Origin of the sequence: Streptomyces gelaticus (assembly GCF_014649535.1) — a bacterium.
Taxonomy (GTDB): Bacteria; Actinomycetota; Actinomycetes; order Streptomycetales; family Streptomycetaceae; genus Streptomyces; species Streptomyces gelaticus.
In genome coordinates this window covers 338339-354979 of record NZ_BMTF01000007.1, presented here as the reverse complement: position 1 = coordinate 354979, position 16641 = coordinate 338339, and the positions used below count along the sequence as shown (strand labels likewise).

The following is a 16641-nucleotide window of genomic DNA, read 5'->3' as shown; positions in this document are numbered from 1 at the left end:
GATGGGACCTGTGCCGGGGTGTGGTGTTCGGGTGACACCCGCGCGTGTCGGCACGGAAGTCGCAGGTCGGGCCTGGTGGAATGAGCGGGTCCGGTGTGTGCTGTGCGTTCCATGGTCCACTCGGACCGCCGCGACCGCGCGCGGTGTGCGTCCGTACGGGGGGCGGTGGGGGAGGGGCCGGCGGGGAGGGCGGTCGCCACGATTGTCGCCGGCGTCCACGTCCACAACGATCAGCCGTCGGCCGGACGGTGCGGCTCGCGCCACATGGCCCACAGCGTCGGGCCGTTCTCCGGTAGCTGCACCTCTTCGCGCACGGTGAAGCCGAAGTGTTCGTAGAAGGGGAGGTTGGCCGCCTTCGAGGACTCCAGGTAGGCGGGCAGGCCCGCCGCATCGGCCTTGGCCAGCCCGGAGCGCAGCAGGGCGGCACCCTGGCCCTGGCCCTGGGCGGCGGGGTCGGCGCCGATCAACGCCAGGTACCAGTGCGGTTCCTCGGGCGTGTGCCTGGCGGCCGTCTCGACGGTGTCCTTGAACAGCCCCGCCCGGTCGCCGAGGATGTTCAGCAGTTCCTGGATGGTCTCCGCGTCGGGAACGGCCTTGGACTGCGCCTCCGGCGGCACCCAGAAGGCCGCCGCGGACTCGGTGCGCTCGCACACGCTGCTGTGGACGTACTGCCGGGTGAAGATGGTGGTGAAGTAACTGCCCAGTGACGCCTGGCGCGAGGAGTCGTCGGGGAAGAACGAGCGCATCATCGGGTCGTCGTCGAAGGCGAGGGTCAGGGAGTGGCTGATCTGCGCGGCGTCGTCGACGGTCGCCGTTCTCGGCGTATGCGGTATCGGCATACGGGCATTCTGCCTCCGGTGATCTTGGACGGCGAGGCGGGGTGGTGGGGTCGGGGCGGTGAAGGGCGGGGCGGTGGTCCTGAGGGCGCACTCGGCCTTCACTGAGACAGATCGGTGGCGCCCGCGCATGACCGTGCGACGGTGATGTACTAGAGTTATCTCGACATCGAGATATATGCCGAAGGCGCACCGCAGTCCGCCACCCGGTAAGGCTTACCTAACTGAGCCTTACCTTAGCGGATGGTCGAGGGGCCGGAGGCGGCACCACGCGGCGCCCGGCCTGATAGGCGCGGCGCGGAGTACGCGCACATTGATGAAGGAGACTGTCGTGTCGGCGAACAGCTTCGACGCCCGCAGCACGCTGCGCGTGGGCGACGAGTCGTACGAGATCTTCAAGCTGGACAAGGTCGAGGGCTCCGCGCGCCTCCCCTACAGCCTGAAGGTGCTGCTGGAGAACCTGCTCCGCACCGAGGACGGCGCGAACATCACCGCCGACCACATCCGGGCGCTCGGCGGCTGGGACTCCCAGGCACAGCCCAGCCAGGAGATCCAGTTCACGCCGGCCCGCGTGATCATGCAGGACTTCACCGGTGTGCCGTGTGTCGTGGACCTCGCCACCATGCGTGAGGCCGTCAAGGAGCTGGGCGGCGACCCGGCCAAGATCAACCCCCTCGCCCCGGCCGAGCTGGTCATCGACCACTCCGTCATCGCCGACAAGTTCGGTACGAAGGACGCCTTCGGCCAGAACGTCGAGCTGGAGTACGGCCGCAACAAGGAGCGCTACCAGTTCCTGCGCTGGGGCCAGACCGCCTTCGACGAGTTCAAGGTCGTCCCCCCGGGCACCGGCATCGTCCACCAGGTCAACATCGAGCACCTGGCCCGTACGGTCATGGTCCGCAACGGGCAGGCGTACCCCGACACCCTCGTCGGCACCGACTCGCACACCACCATGGTCAACGGCCTCGGCGTGCTGGGCTGGGGCGTCGGCGGCATCGAGGCCGAGGCCGCGATGCTCGGCCAGCCGGTCTCCATGCTCATTCCGCGCGTCGTCGGCTTCAAGCTGACCGGCGAGCTCCCGGCCGGCACCACCGCCACCGACCTGGTGCTGACCATCACCGAGATGCTCCGCAAGCACGGTGTCGTCGGCAAGTTCGTCGAGTTCTACGGTGAGGGCGTCGCCGCCACCTCGCTCGCGAACCGTGCCACCATCGGCAACATGTCGCCGGAGTTCGGCTCCACCGCCGCGATCTTCCCGATCGACGACGAGACGCTGAAGTACCTGCGCCTGACCGGCCGTGACGAGCAGCAGGTCGCGCTCGTCGAGGCGTACGCCAAGGAGCAGGGTCTCTGGCTCGACCCGGCCGCCGAGCCGGACTTCTCCGAGAAGCTGGAGCTGGACCTGTCGACGGTCGTCCCGTCGATCGCCGGCCCGAAGCGCCCGCAGGACCGCATCGTCCTCGCGAACGCCAAGGAGCAGTTCGCCCTGGACGTGCGCAACTACGTCTCGGACGACGAGGAGGCGGGCAAGGAGTCCTTCCCGGCCTCCGACTCCCCGGCCGCCCACAACGGCGTCCCGTCGCGCCCGACCACGGTCACGGCCCCCGACGGCACGACGTACGAGATCGACCACGGCGCCGTCACCGTCGCCGCGATCACCTCCTGCACCAACACCTCGAACCCGTACGTCATGGTCGCCGCGGCGCTCGTGGCGAAGAAGGCGGTCGAGAAGGGCCTGACCCGCAAGCCGTGGGTCAAGACCACCCTCGCCCCGGGCTCGAAGGTCGTCACCGACTACTTCGACAAGGCGGGCCTCACCCCGTACCTCGACAAGGTCGGCTTCAACCTCGTCGGCTACGGCTGCACCACCTGCATCGGCAACTCCGGCCCGCTGCCGGAGGAGGTCTCCAAGGCCGTCAACGAGCACGACCTGGCCGTGACCTCGGTGCTCTCCGGCAACCGCAACTTCGAGGGCCGGATCAACCCCGACGTCAAGATGAACTACCTGGCGTCCCCGCCGCTGGTCGTCGCGTACGCCATCGCCGGTTCGATGAAGGTGGACATCACCAAGGACGCCCTGGGCATCGACCAGGACGGCAAGCCGGTCTACCTCACCGACATCTGGCCCACCGAGGCCGAGGTGAACGACGTCGTCGCCAACGCCATCGGCGAGGACATGTTCAACAAGTCCTACCAGGACGTCTTCGCGGGCGACGCCCAGTGGCAGGCGCTGGCGATCCCGACCGGCAACACCTTCGAGTGGGACCCGCAGTCCACCTACGTGCGCAAGCCCCCGTACTTCGAGGGCATGACGATGGAGACGACCCCGGTCGAGGACATCACCGGCGCCCGGGTGCTCGCCAAGCTCGGCGACTCGGTCACCACCGACCACATCTCCCCGGCCGGTGCGATCAAGGCCGACACCCCGGCCGGCAAGTACCTCACGGAGCACGGCGTCGAGCGTCGTGACTTCAACTCCTACGGCTCGCGCCGAGGCAACCACGAGGTCATGATCCGCGGCACCTTCGCCAACATCCGCCTGCGCAACCAGATCGCCCCGGGCACCGAGGGTGGCTTCACCCGCGACTTCACCCAGGCCGACGCTCCGGTGTCGTTCATCTACGACGCCTCGCAGAACTACCAGGCCGCCGGCACCCCGCTGGTCATCCTGGCGGGCAAGGAGTACGGCTCCGGCTCGTCCCGCGACTGGGCCGCCAAGGGCACCGCGCTCCTCGGCGTCAAGGCCGTCATCGCCGAGTCCTACGAGCGCATCCACCGCTCGAACCTCATCGGCATGGGTGTCCTCCCGCTCCAGTTCCCGGAGGGTGCGAGCGCCGAGGCTCTCGGCCTGACCGGCGAGGAGACCTTCTCCTTCACCGGCGTGACCGAGCTGAACAACGGCACCACGCCGCGCACGGTCAAGGTGACCACCGACACCGGTGTGGAGTTCGACGCGGTCGTCCGCATCGACACCCCCGGTGAGGCGGACTACTACCGCAACGGCGGCATCATGCAGTACGTGCTCCGCAGCCTGATCCGCAAGTAGCCGATCCGGCGGGGCAGTGGGCCGCACCTCTTCGCAGGACGAAGGGGTGCGGCCCTTTCCCGTACCGGCTCACCGTTGCACGGTCGGCTAGAGCGCCCTGGGCGAGGTGTAGCCGACGACGTACTTCGACACCGCCGACTGCTTGGTGTTCTTGTAGTTGAGCTTCTCGCTGGAGTTGCCCTCCACGGAGAAGTAGGCCTTGTACTTGGTGCTGTAGGCGGTGAGGACACCGACGTGGTCGATGACACCGTCCCTGTTCCAGTCGTAGCTGACGACATCGCCCTTCTTCGGTACGTAGCCGTTCTTCTTGGCCACCTCGGCGCGGGTGTGCCAGGTGCGGTTGGTGAGCCCGTAGCTGCGGAAGGAAGAGGCGGCCGCGTTGATCCCCGTCACCTTCGCGCCGCCCCAGTACCAGGTGTACTTCGCGAAGTCGGAGCACCAGGCGCGGGACTTCCACTTCACGGGCGTCCAGGTCTTGGTGCCCTTGACGTACATGTAACCCTTGCTCGTGCCGCAGGTGGCGCCGTTGGTACCGGTGCGCGGGGCCTTCGTGCCGTCGAAGCGGCGGTTGCGCGGGTCGGTCCAGAAGCCGGTGTAGAAGTTGCAGTTGTTCTTGGCGTTGACACCGTTGGCCGCGCCTTCGTACTTGCGCTTCTTCACCTCGGCGTTCTTGCTGGTGTACTGACCGAGCGCCTGCGCGGCTATCTTGTTGCCGAGCGCGCCGGCAGTACCGACCGTACTGGCCGTGTCGGCCTGGACGGCGGTCGCGGGGTACGTCGTGACCCCCAGGGTGAGCACGGTGCCGAGGCCGGCCGTCGCCAGGGCATGGCGAATACGCATGTCTGCTCCTTGAGATCGGGCTGCTGTCCTGCTTCTCGGCAGGTGGGTCCTCGGCTGCCGGCTTCACTGTCTTCTCCGGGAGCCCGTCCCCGAACCTGTCCGACGGGATGGACATCACCGTGCTCCGGCGACCCTGTCGCAACCTTGGAAAGAGCTTGAAACAGCTGCTCCGAGCCATTGGCTTCGGTCTAGGATCGCGCCCGGGGGGTGGGTGGAGTGGCCGTGGAGTTCCGCGTGCTGGGAGGGGTCGAGGCCCGCGTCGACGGCCACCGGCTGGACCTGGGGCCCGCACGGCAGCAGCGCGTCCTGGCCGTGCTGCTCCTCGAAGCCGGTCAGGTGGTCACGGCGGACGAACTCGTGGACCGGATCTGGGGTGAGCATGCCCCGCAACGCGCCCTGCCGACGCTGTACAGCTACCTCTCCAGGCTGCGCCACGCGTTACGTACCGCGGGCCAGGACGCGCCGATCGCGCGGCGGTCGGGAGGATACGTGCTGACCGTCGCCGCCACGGCCGCCGACCTGCACCGCTTCCGGGCCCTCACCGCAAGGGCCAGGACCACCGCGCACGCGGGGGACGAGACGGCGGCGGCGCGCCTCTTCGAGGAGGCCCTCGCGGCCTGGCAGGGAGAGCTCTGTCCCGGCATGGACACCCCGTGGTTCAACTCCCGGCGCGAGGCGGCGCAGGTCGAACGCCTCGCCGCCGTGCTGGACTGGAGCGAACTCCAGCTGCGCCGCGGCTTCCACACCGAGCTGGTGACCGTGCTGGCCCCGCTCGCCGAGGACAACCCGCTGGACGAACGGCTCGCCGGAGCGCTGATGCTCGCCCTCTACCGCGGCGGGCGCCCCGCCGACGCCCTCAACCACTACCAATCGCTGAGCCGCCGGCTCGTCGAGGAGCTGGGCATCGACCCGGCGCCGCCGCTGCGGAGCCTGCACCAGCAGATCCTGATCTCGGATCCGCGGCTCGCCCCGCCGGCGCGCGACACCGCGCCCGAACCGGCGCACCCCACCACAGCACACGCCACCACGACCCACCCCAGACAACTGCCCGCTCCGCCGCCCCTGCTGGCCGGTCGGGACGGCGAACTGGTCCGCCTGGACAAACTGTTGGCGCCACAGGGCGAACCGCATGGCGGGACCGTGCCGATCGCAGTGATCTGCGGCACCGGCGGCGTCGGCAAGACCTCGCTGGCACTGCGCTGGGCCCATGGCTGGCAGGAGCACTTTCCCGACGGTCAGCTCTTCGCCGATCTCCAGGGATTCACTCCCTCCGGTGAACCCGCAGATCCGTACGCGGTCATGCGCGGTTTCCTGGAAGCCCTCGGCGCCGACCCCGGGAGCCTCCCCGCCACCCCCCAGTCCCAGGCCGCGCTGTACCGGAGCCTCACGGCGGACCGGCGCCTGCTCATCGTGCTCGACAACGCCCGGGACACCGACCAGGTGGTGCCCCTGTTACCCGGCAGCCCCACCTGTACGGTCCTGATAACGAGCCGTCACCGGCTGCCCGGCCTCGCCGCCTCCCACGGCGCCGCCCAGCTCACCCTGGAGACGCTCGACCCCGCCGAGGCGCGCGATCTGCTCGTCCGCCGCCTCGGCTCCGACCGGATCGCCGCCGAACCCGGAGCGGCGACGGAACTCCTCCGCCACTGCGCCGGGCTCCCCATCGCCATCAGCGTCCTCGCCGCCCGCCTGACCACCGACCCGATGCTCACCCTGATCGCCCTGGCGGCCGAACTCAGGGAAGCGGCGACCCCGCTGGACGCCCTGGAGACGGGCGAACCGAACGGCGACATGCGGATCGTCTTCGCCTCCTCCTATCTCGCACTCGACACCGAATCCGCCCGGGTCTTCCGGCAGTTCGCCCAGGCACCCGGGGCGGACATCGGCCTGCCCGCCGCCGCCAGCCTCACCGGCCTGCCGCTTCCCCGCCTCCGTAACCGGCTGCACCGCCTCCAGGCACACCACCTCGTCCAGGAACGCGTCCCCGGCCGCTTCACCTGCCACGACCTGCTGCGCGCGTACGCCCTGGAGATGACGGAGAACGTCGCCCCCGCCGGGGAAGCGGAAGCGGCACTCACCCGCGTACTCGACCACTACGCGCACACCGCCTACGCGGCCGACCGGCTCCTGCTGCCGCACCGCGACCCGCTCGCGCCGACGTCCCCGGCGCACGGCACGCGCCTTGAGGAATTCGCCGACGCCGACCGGGCCATGGAGTGGTTCGCGAGCGAACACACCGTGCTGACCGCGGCCGTCAACCATGCGGTACGTGCCGGACACGACGCCCAGGCATGGCGGATGGCCTGGGCGATCACCACCTTCCTCGCCCGCCGGGCGTGGTGGGCCGACGTCACCGCCGTGCACAGCACCGCGCTCGCCGCCGCGGTCCGCCTCGGGGATCCGGCCGCCCAGGCGGAGTCCCGCCGCGCGCTCGCCTGGGCCTGCACGGAGACCGGGCGCTTCGCGGAAGCCCACCAGGAACTGGCCCATGCGCTGGCCCTCGCGGAGACCAACGGCGATCACCTCTCCGCCGCCCACACCCACCTCGCCGTCGGCTGGCTGTACGAGCGCGAGGACGACAACGCCGCCGCGCTGCGGCACGACCGCAGCGCCGTCGAATATTTCACCTCGGCCGGAAACCTCCCGGGACGGGCCCGCGCCCTGAACGCCGTGGCCTGGGACCACACCCAGCTCGGGGACCACGAGGCATCGGTACGCCGCTGCCAGGAGGCCCTGGTGATCCAGCGGGAACTGGGCGACGAGCGAGGCCGGGCCGGCACCTGGGACACCCTCGGCTACGCCTACCACCGCCTCGGCGAACACACGAAGGCCATCGACTGCTATCAGCACAGCCTCGACCTCAACCGCGCGCTGGGGCACCGCTACAACGAGGCCGAGACGCTGGTCCATCTGAGCCAGGCCCACCGCGCGACCGAAGCCGTCGAATCCGCCAGGGACGTCCTGCGCGAGGCCCTCAGCATCTACCTCGACATCCAGGTGCTCAGCCCCGAGGTGAACCAGGTCCGTGAACTCCTGCGCGACCTCGGCAGTCCACCGGATGAGGACGGTCCGGACGGTCCGGAGAGCCCCTGAGGGCCGACCGGCCGGTGAAACACTTGCCGCTCCACCGCTCGACGCTCTGCACGAAGGCCGCCCGGGCCGGTGTCCGGAAGGGCCGGGCCGCCGCAACGCAGCGGCGCGCGGACGCAGTGCGCCGGGAATCCCGGAACGCGCCACCGGTGGATGTCCCACCGCTGCCCGGACGCCCGAGGGCGAGCCGCGCCTGCCGACGACGCGGTGGAATGCGATCGTGGGCCCGCGGGTTCACCCAGCGACAACATGTACAGAGAGAGCGGAATCATCATGGGCGAGCTGATCCTGATCCGGCACGGCGAGACGGAGTGGTCGCGGTCCGGGCAGCACACGAGCTACACCGATCTGCCCCTGACCCCCTCCGGGGAGCGGCAGGCCCGCGCGCTGGCGCCCCTGCTCGCCGACCGGCGGATCGCGCTGACCCTCGTCAGCCCCGCCGTACGCGCCCGGCGCACCGCGGAGCTCGCCGGTCTTGCCGCACCACGCATCACGCCCGAGCTGCGCGAATGGGACTACGGCGGCTACGAAGGGGTGACCACCGACGAGATCCGCCGCACCCGCCCCGAGTGGAACCTCTGGACCGACGGAGTCGCCTCCGGTCCCGAGGCGCATCCCGGGGAAACCCCCGCCGAGGTCGGCGCCCGCGCCGACCGGGTGCTGGCCGAGGCCGCCCGGGCGGCGCTCCGTGATACGGACGAGGACATCGCGCTCGTCGCCCACTCGCACTTCCTGCGCGTGCTCACCGCCCGCTACCTCGGCCTGACGCCGGCCGAGGGCACACTGTTCCAGCTCGCCACGGGCGCCGTCTCCCGGCTCGGCACCGAGCACGGGAAGCCGGTCATCACGGCGTGGAATGTGACACTGCCCGAGAGCCTGGTCCCCGGGGCAGTACCTGAGCCCCCCGAACACGACTGAGCGGGCGGGAGCCGCGCCGCCCCGTGAGCGGACCGACGGCCGGTCCCCGGGGCGGGGTACCGGCCGACGGCCCTGACGCAGGCGGAACTCACGGGGTCAGGAGAGCAACTCCAGCTCCGCCAGCGTCCCTTCACCGGCGAACACCAGACGGTAGTGCGCGTACGAGCCGGGCTCGCCCACCGAGAACACCCTCGTCTGCTTGTCCCAGGCGAAGGACTCGGCCGATCGCTTGTCGAGGTCCTTCCACGTCGTGCCGTCCGACGAGCCCTGGAGGACCCAGCCGGCCGGGGCCCCGGCCGCCCTGTTCGACGTCAGTGTGTACTGGACCGCCTCGGCGGCCGAGGGGACCGGCAGGTCCACCGTGGTGACCTTCGCCGAGGTGGCCGACGTGTTGTCGAACAGGGCGCCGTCGCCCTTGATCACGTCCGCCCGTGGCGACGCCACCTTGTCGTCCGTGGTGATCGACGTCGGCGCCGCGTCCTTGCCGGTGCCCCACGACGACGGCTTCGGACCCATGTCGAAGTCCAGCACGCCGCCCCCGGCCAGCAGGTCGTGCGGCAGCGAAGTCGAGTTCCACTTCTTGCCGTTGACCCTCAGGCCCTGCACATAGACGTTCTTCGCGCTGTTCTTCGGGGCCCTGACCACCAGGTCGTGGCCGTTCTCCAGGTGGACGGTGGTCTTCTCGAAGAGCGGGGAGCCGATCGCGTACTCGCCGCTGCCCATGACCAGCGGGTAGAAGCCGAGCGAGGAGAAGAGGTACCAGGCCGACTGCTCGCCGTTGTCCTCGTCGCCGTGGTAGCCCTGCCCGATGTCGCTGCCGGTGTAGAGCCGGCTCAGGACCTCGCGGACCTTCTCCTGCGTCTTCCAGGGCTGCGAGGCCGCGTCGTACATGTATGTGACATGGTGCGCGACCTGGTTGCTGTGGCCGTACTGCCCCATCCGCACGTCACGCGCCTCCGTCATCTCGTGGATGACACCGCCGTACGAGCCGACGAACTCGGGGCCGGCCGTCTCCGGAGTGGCGAAGTACATGTCGAGCTTCTTCGCCAGGCCGTCGCGCCCGCCGTACAGGTTCGCCAGACCGCGGCTGTCCTGCGGGGCCGTGAACGCGTACCCCCAGCCGTTCGTCTCCGTGTAGTCGTAGCCCCAGACCCGGGGGTCGTACTTCTGGGCGGGGAGCCGCCAGTCGCCCTCGGCGTCCTTGCCCTGGAAGAAACCGGCTCTGTCGTCGAAGAGCCGGACGTAGCCCCGGGCGCGGTTCAGGAAGTACTCGGACTCCTCCTTGTACCGGGCCTTCCCGGTCTTCTTGTGGAGAGCCTCGCCCATCCGCGCGATGCCGTAGTCGTTGAGGTAGCCCTCCAGCGACCAGGAAAGGCCCTCGTGCGTCGAGGTGTCGGCGTAGCCCACGAAGGGCGACGTCGCCATGCCCTTGCGGCCGACGCCCGAGGACGGCGGGAGGGCCGTGGCGTTCTTCAGCGCCGCGTCGTACGCCGCCTCCGCGTCGAACTTCACGCCCTTGACAAAGGCGTCCGCGAACGCGACGTCCGAGGAGGTGCCGGTCATCAGGTCGGAGTAGCCGGGGGAGGACCAGCGGGAGATCCAGCCGCCGTCCTTGTACTGCTGGACGAAGCCGTCCACCATCTCGCCGGCCCGGTCCGGGGTGAGGAGGGAGTACGCGGGCCAGGTCGTCCGGTAGGTGTCCCAGAAGCCGTTGTTCACGTACACCCTGCCGTCGACGATCTTCGCCCCGGTGTGTGTCGGGGTGTCGGAGCCGACCTGCGGGGAGAACGGGCTGGCGTACTTGTCCTTGCCGCCGACCTTCTCGAAGCCCGAGTTCGGGTACAGGTACAGCCGGTACAGGCTGGAGTAGAGGGTGGTCAGCTGATCGGCCGTGGCGCCTTCGACCTCCACCTTGCCCAGGATGTCGTCCCAGGCCCGCTGCGCCCGGTCCGCGACGCGGCCGAAGGAGCGGGAGGCGGGGATCTCGGCGGCGAGGTTCCGTTTCGCCTGGTCGATGCTGATCAGCGAGGTGGCCAGGCGCAGTTCGACCGTGCGGTCCTGGCCGGCGTCGAAGCGGAGGTAGCCCGTGACGTCGTCGCCACCGCCGCCGGACAGCTTGCCGCTCGCGGTGACCGGGGCGTCGAAGACGCCGTACACGAAGAGGCGGGTGGCGCCGGTCGAGCCGCCGCTCTTGACGTCGGAGAAGCCGGTGAAGGAGCTGGTGGCGGGGTCGAGGGTGAGCCCGCCGTCGTTGGAGACGTTGTCGAAGACGATGCTCGCGTCGTCACCGGGGTAGGCGAACCGCATCCGGGCCGCGTGGTCGGACGGTGTCATCTCGGCCTTGAGACCGTTGTCGAACGTCACACCGTAGTAGTGCGGCTTCGCCGTCTCGTTCTCGTGGTGGAACGGCAGTGCACGCGCCTTGCGGGAGGCGTCCGGGGTACCGGCGACCGCCGACGGCATCAGCTGGAAGGTCTGCCGGTCGCCCATCCAGGGGCTCGGCTCGTGGCTGGCGCTGAAGGCCTGGAGGGTGGGCAGGTTGTCGTCGTTGTTGCCCCGCGCGTAGTCGTACAGCCAGCTCGTGGAACCGGCGTTGGTGACGGGGGTCCAGAAGTTGAAGCCGTTGGGGACCGCGGTGGCGGGGAAGTTGTTGCCCCGGGAGAAGGCACCGCTGGAGTTGGTGCCGCGGACCGTCGACGCGTAGTCGGAGAGATGGGAGAGGCGCTTCTCGGGTGCCTCGGGTGCCTCGGGTGCCTCGGGGGCGATCTCGATGTCGTCGATCCAGCCCTGGAACTTCGCCGTGCCCTTGGGGGAGTCGTATGCCACCAGGATCCGGTCCACGGTCCTGCCGGCCGCGACCGTGCCGATCGCCGACTCGACCTTGTTCCACTGGTTGACGTACAGCCGCTTCGCATCGGCCTGGCCCTGCGGGGTCAGCAGACCGCCGTTGCTGTCGGTGGCCCGCAGTTCGCTCAGATACGTGCCGTCCGTGAACGCCAGGTCCACCGCGACATGCGTCGCCGGGTAGGAGAGATCGGTCTCGCCCATCTGGGGATAGACCAGATAGGACAGTGAGGTGTCACGGGTGACAGCCGTGTTCACGTCGAAGACCTTGTTGTACGAGTACGCCCGACCGTCCGCCTTGTGCGTACCGGCGTACCGCAGGGCCTTCTTGCCGGTGAAGCCCGCACCCGCCTTCGCGGTGGGGGAGCCGGAGGGGCCGCGGTCGGTCTGGCTGCGCATCTCTTCGGGGGCCGGGGCCGAGGTGCCGCCGTCGGAGAACTGGACATCGGCGAGCTGGGTGGCGTCCGGGGCGCCGTTGTTCTTCGTGATCCGCAGGCGGTAGTGCTGGTATGCCGTGTCGGATGTGAAGTCGTACGACTTCGTCCGGAACCGCTCGGTGAAGGTCTGGCCGGTCCGGGAGTCGAGGTCCTTCCACTCCTTGCCGTCGGCGGAGCCCTGGAGGGTCCAGTCCTTCGGGTCGCGCTCGGCGTGGTCATTGGCCGAAGTCAGCGCGTATGTCACGACCTTGACCGGTTCGGCGAGATCGAACTCGACCCAGCCGGTGGGTTCGAAGGCCAGCCACTTGGTGCCGGACTCCCCGTCGATCAGGTTCTCCTTGACCTCCCCGCCACCGGTGTTCTCACCACTGGCGCGGACATCTGTCACCTTGTCGGTCACATTGCCCGGTATTCCTGCGGAGAAGCCGCCGTCGACACCCGATGACCGCTTCTTTCCGTCGGGCCCTTCTTCTACGGTGTTGCGCCAGTCCGGCTGCTTTTCGTCTGCTTCGAAGGACGAGCTGAACGTCCGGTCCCCCGAAGAGGGCCGGCCCTTTTCCTGTGGGGTGGCCGGCTGCGCGGCGGCCACGGCGGGGGCGGTCACGACCAGGACCAGTGAAGCCGCGATCAGTGCGGCCGTACGGCTCTGTCTCTTGCGAGAACCATGTCGGGGCTGCATGTCGAGCTGTTCCTCCCGGGGGAAGTGCATCTGGACAACGTTGTCAGAGCAATGCGCAAGGTCCAGTAGGGAGTCAAGTGCCAGGTGGTGTCAAGGGCATTGGGTGGGAATGGCAAGCCGAATCGACCGGAATGCGGAAATCGTTACAACCGGATCGGAAGCGTGCGCGGGCCATGTATCCGCGAGGTCTCAACTCGGGAAAGACTGCTGTTCAAACTCGCATTCGATCTTGCTCAGTCGGCCGTGAGTGGACTATACCTGTCGGCGTCTGCACAGCCGTTCCGGCGGCGCGGGCAAGGGGGACAAGGGGGAACGGTCGAGGACGGCACGACGGGTGCTTCCGACGCCCGATCCTCCTGAGCCCCCCACTGCACCTGGCTAGCCTGAAATCAGCACCACCCAAGCGCAACTGACCGCGGTGGCGGGGCCCTTCGCCTGAGGCGAATATCGACGGGCGACCGGTACACACCGCCTGAGTCCTGGAGAAGGCGAGGACTTGAGCATGGGATCCACCTCCGCCCACAAGAATGAGGGCCTCGGCCGTCGCGATGTGATCAAGCGATCGGCCGCACTCGGCCTGATCAGCGTTCCGACGATGGGCTTCCTGTCGGCGTGCGCCAGCGGCGACAGCAGCAGCGACAAGAAGGTCGAGAAGGGCAAGGTCACCAAGGCCAACCCGCTCGGCGTCAATGAGACGGCCCCGCTCGAGGTGGTCATCTTCGACGGCGGCTTCGGCCAGCAGTACGCGATCGACGCGGAGAAGAAGTACAACGCGGCCTTCCCGAAGGCGCCGAAGGTCAAGCACGTCGCGACCCAGAAGATCCAGTCGCAGCTGCAGCCCCGTTTCAACGGTGGCACCCCGCCGGACCTGATCGACAACTCCGGCGCCGAGCAGATGGACATGGGTGTCCTGGTCGGCAAGAAGCAGCTGCTCGACCTGACGCCGCTGATGGACGCCCCCTCCATCGACGACCCGAGCAAGAAGGTCCGCGACACGCTGCGCCCCGGTGTCCTGGAGATGGGCCAGTTCGACGGCGACCCGGTCTGGATCATGTACTACGCGTACACCGTGTACGGCGTCTGGTACTCGCAGACCGCGCTGGAGAAGCTCGACGCGCAGTACCCCGAGACCTGGGACGACATGCTCGCCCTCTGCGCGAAGGCGAAGAAGCAGGGCATCGCGGGCTGGACGTACGCCGGTAAGTACCCGTACTACCTGCCGTTCTCGCTCTACCCGTTCATCGCCAAGATCGGTGGCCGGGAGGTTCTCGACAAGATCGACAACCTGGAGCCGAACGCCTGGAAGGACCCCGCGGTCAAGGCGGCGTTCGAGGCGTACTACGAGCTGTACAAGAAGGGGTACATCCTCAAGGGCACCCCCGGTCTGACCCACATCCAGTCGCAGACCGAGTGGACCAAGGGCAAGGCGCTCTTCCTCCCGAACGGTTCGTGGGTGGAGAACGAGGCCGCGCCGACCACGCCCAAGGACTTCAAGATGATGGTCGCGCCGCCGTCCGGCCTGGACGCGTCCGACAAGATGCCCTTCGGCACCATCTGGGCGTCCGGCGGCGAGCCCTTCATCGTCCCGGCCAACGCGAAGAACCCCGAGGGCGGCATGGAGCAGCTGCGCATCATGCTCTCCGAGGAGTCCTCGAAGAACTTCACCAAGCAGGTCAAGTCGCTCAGCGCCTTCAACGGCGGCACCGACGGTCTGACCCTGTCGACCGCCATGCAGTCCGGTGTCGACGTGCTGAAGAAGGCCGGCGACAACGTGGTGAACCCGCGCCTCCAGGACTGGTACGTGAAGCTCCAGAAGGAGCAGATCGGTGTCGCCGGTATCGGCGAGATGATGGCCGGCCGTGCGACCCCGGCGGAAGCCATCAAGAAGATCCAGGCCTTCGCCGACGCGGCGGCCAAGGACCAGTCCATCAAGCACTACAAGCACCAGTGAGCAACCGTCACCAGCGGCGGCACCCGCGGAAAGATCGGGGTCGGTAAACGATGCAGCACGGCAAGTACCGTTTCATCGTGGGATTCTTGATACTCCCACTCGCGTTGTACGCGGTCTTCGTCATCTGGCCGTTCATCCAGTCCATCTACTACTCGTTCACGGACTGGACCGGCCTGAGCCCGGACTTCAAGATGGTCGGGTTCGACAACTACACGAGGATGCTGAAGGACGACATCTTCTGGAAGTCGTTGCAGCACAGCGTGTTGCTCGTGCTGCTGCTGCCGCTGGTGACGCTGGGCCTGGCGCTCTTCTTCGCCTTCATGCTCAATGTCGGAGGCCGGCGGCGCAAGAACGCCGCGGTCTCCGGCGTGCGGGGTTCGAGTTTCTACAAGATCGCCTATTTCTTCCCGCAGGTGCTCTCGATCGTCATCGTGGCCCTGCTCTTCCAGTTCGCTTTCAACCCCACCAGCGGGATGCTGAATTCGACGCTGAAGTCGATCGGTCTGGATTCCGTACAGCCGGACTGGCTGGGTGATCCGAGCCTCGCGCTGGTCTGCGTCATGACGGTGCTGGTCTGGTCGACGGTCGGTTTCTTCGTCGTGCTGTTCTCGGCCGGAATGGCGTCCATCCCGAAGGACTTCTACGAGGCGGCGCTCCTCGACGGCGCCAACCGCTTCACCACGTTCTTCAAGATCACCCTTCCGCTGCTCTGGGACACGGTGCAGTCGGGCTGGGTGTACATGGGCATCCTGGCCCTCGGTGTGGAGGCCTTCACTGCCGTACAGGTCATGACCGTGGGCCCCGGCGGCCCCGACTACTCGACCACGGTCCTGCCGCTGTACGTGTACCAGACGGCCTTCCGCGACGGGCAGGCCGGCTACGCCACGACGATCGGTGTCGGACTGCTCATCGTCACCATGGCCTTCGCCGCCATCGTGATGCGACTGGGCCGGCGCGATCGGCTGGAGTTCTGATGCTGCGATTGACGGGAGACGGTCCCCGGACCCCCAGCAGGCACCACAGGTCGGCCTCCGTGTCCGGCTCGACAGTACGAGGTGAGTACACGTGAAGACGACTGACACCCCTGCCGCCGCACCGGCCGCCGACCCGGCCCCGGTGGCCAAGGCGCCCGCACCCGCCGCCAAGGAGAAGAGCGGCGAGGGCCAGGTCCTCAACGTCTTCTCGCACGGCGTGCTGATCATCTGGGCGATCCTCGTCGTCCTGCCGCTGCTCTGGGCGGTGATGGCGTCGTTCAAGACGGACGACTCGATCCTGTCGACGCCGTGGGCGCTGCCCGACAAGCTGCACTTCGAGAACTGGTCGCGTGCCTGGAGCCAGGCGCACATGAGCGACTACTTCTTCAACACGGTCGTGGTGGTGGGTTGTTCGCTCGTCGGCACCCTGTTGCTCGGCTCGATGGCGGCGTACGTACTGGCGCGGTTCGACTTCCCCGGCAACCGCTTCGTCTACTTCCTGTTCATCGGCGGGATGAGTTTCCCGATCATCCTGGCGCTGGTCCCGCTGTTCTTCGTCATGAACAACATGGCCCTGCTGAACACGCGGCACGGACTGATCATGGTCTACATCGCGTACTCGCTGCCGTTCACCGTCTTCTTCCTCACCTCGTTCTTCCGGACGCTGCCGACCTCGGTGGCGGAGGCGGCGATGCTCGACGGGGCCTCGCACACCCGGACGTTCTTCCAGGTGATGCTGCCGATGGCGAAGCCCGGCCTGATCAGCGTCGGCATCTTCAACTTCCTGGGGCAGTGGAACCAGTACATGCTGCCGACGGTGCTCAACACCGAACCGAAATACCGGGTGCTCTCCCAGGGCCTGGTCGAACTGGCCACCAGCCAGGGGTACAAGGGCGACTGGTCCGGTCTCTTCGCCGGTCTGGTGATGGCGATGCTGCCGGTCCTCGCCGCCTACATCATCTTCCAGCGCCAGGTCGTCGCCGGGCTCACCGCGGGCGCGGTGAAGTAGCAGCCAGGCACTGCCCC

General features: G+C 68.3%; 9 protein-coding genes. 6 read left to right on the top strand and 3 right to left on the bottom strand.

Going from position 1 to position 16641, the window contains the following annotated elements:
- Positions 1-230: 230 nt before the first annotated feature.
- Positions 231-839: a GNAT family N-acetyltransferase gene (locus tag IE107_RS13875; RefSeq protein WP_189544044.1), complete on the bottom strand. Its 609-nt coding sequence runs from the start codon at positions 837-839 to the stop codon at positions 231-233.
- A gap of 328 nt (positions 840-1167) precedes the next feature.
- Here IE107_RS13875 and acnA point away from each other — a divergent pair, with 328 nt between their 5' ends.
- Positions 1168-3882, top strand: a complete 2715-nt coding sequence (gene acnA / locus IE107_RS13870; protein WP_308434223.1) for an aconitate hydratase AcnA — start codon at positions 1168-1170, stop codon at positions 3880-3882.
- Between the two features lie 87 nt (positions 3883-3969).
- Here the strand turns inward: acnA and IE107_RS13865 are convergent, their stop codons facing one another.
- Positions 3970-4722 carry an amidase domain-containing protein gene (locus IE107_RS13865; RefSeq protein ID WP_189544042.1) on the bottom strand — a complete coding sequence of 251 codons (753 nt, stop codon included), beginning with the start codon at positions 4720-4722 and terminating at the stop codon, positions 3970-3972.
- Between the two features lie 222 nt (positions 4723-4944).
- Between IE107_RS13865 and IE107_RS13860 the strand changes: the two genes are divergently transcribed.
- Positions 4945-7815: an AfsR/SARP family transcriptional regulator gene (locus IE107_RS13860; protein WP_229866905.1), complete on the top strand. Its 2871-nt coding sequence runs from the start codon at positions 4945-4947 to the stop codon at positions 7813-7815.
- A gap of 270 nt (positions 7816-8085) precedes the next feature.
- Positions 8086-8730: a histidine phosphatase family protein gene (locus IE107_RS13855; protein WP_189544041.1), complete on the top strand. Its 645-nt coding sequence runs from the start codon at positions 8086-8088 to the stop codon at positions 8728-8730.
- 96 nt (positions 8731-8826) lie between these two features.
- On the opposite strand, the gene IE107_RS13850 is transcribed toward IE107_RS13855, so the two are convergent.
- Entirely contained in the window at positions 8827-12690 is a 3864-nt protein-coding gene (locus IE107_RS13850; protein WP_189544040.1) for a GH92 family glycosyl hydrolase, read from the bottom strand.
- Positions 12691-13192: 502 nt separating this feature from the next.
- Between IE107_RS13850 and ngcE the strand changes: the two genes are divergently transcribed.
- The 3 genes from ngcE (at position 13193) to IE107_RS13835 (ending at position 16624) form a co-directional block, all read left to right on the top strand.
- Positions 13193-14641, top strand: coding sequence for an N-acetylglucosamine/diacetylchitobiose ABC transporter substrate-binding protein (gene ngcE, locus IE107_RS13845; protein WP_189544039.1), 1449 nt, complete (start codon positions 13193-13195; stop codon positions 14639-14641).
- 50 nt (positions 14642-14691) lie between these two features.
- Positions 14692-15615 (top strand): carbohydrate ABC transporter permease, encoded by a 924-nt coding sequence (locus IE107_RS13840; protein WP_189544038.1) that lies wholly within the window; start codon positions 14692-14694, stop codon positions 15613-15615.
- A gap of 91 nt (positions 15616-15706) precedes the next feature.
- The gene (locus tag IE107_RS13835; protein ID WP_189544037.1) at positions 15707-16624 is read left to right on the top strand and encodes a carbohydrate ABC transporter permease; all 918 of its coding nucleotides are present in this window, start codon (positions 15707-15709) and stop codon (positions 16622-16624) included.
- Positions 16625-16641 lie beyond the last annotated feature (17 nt).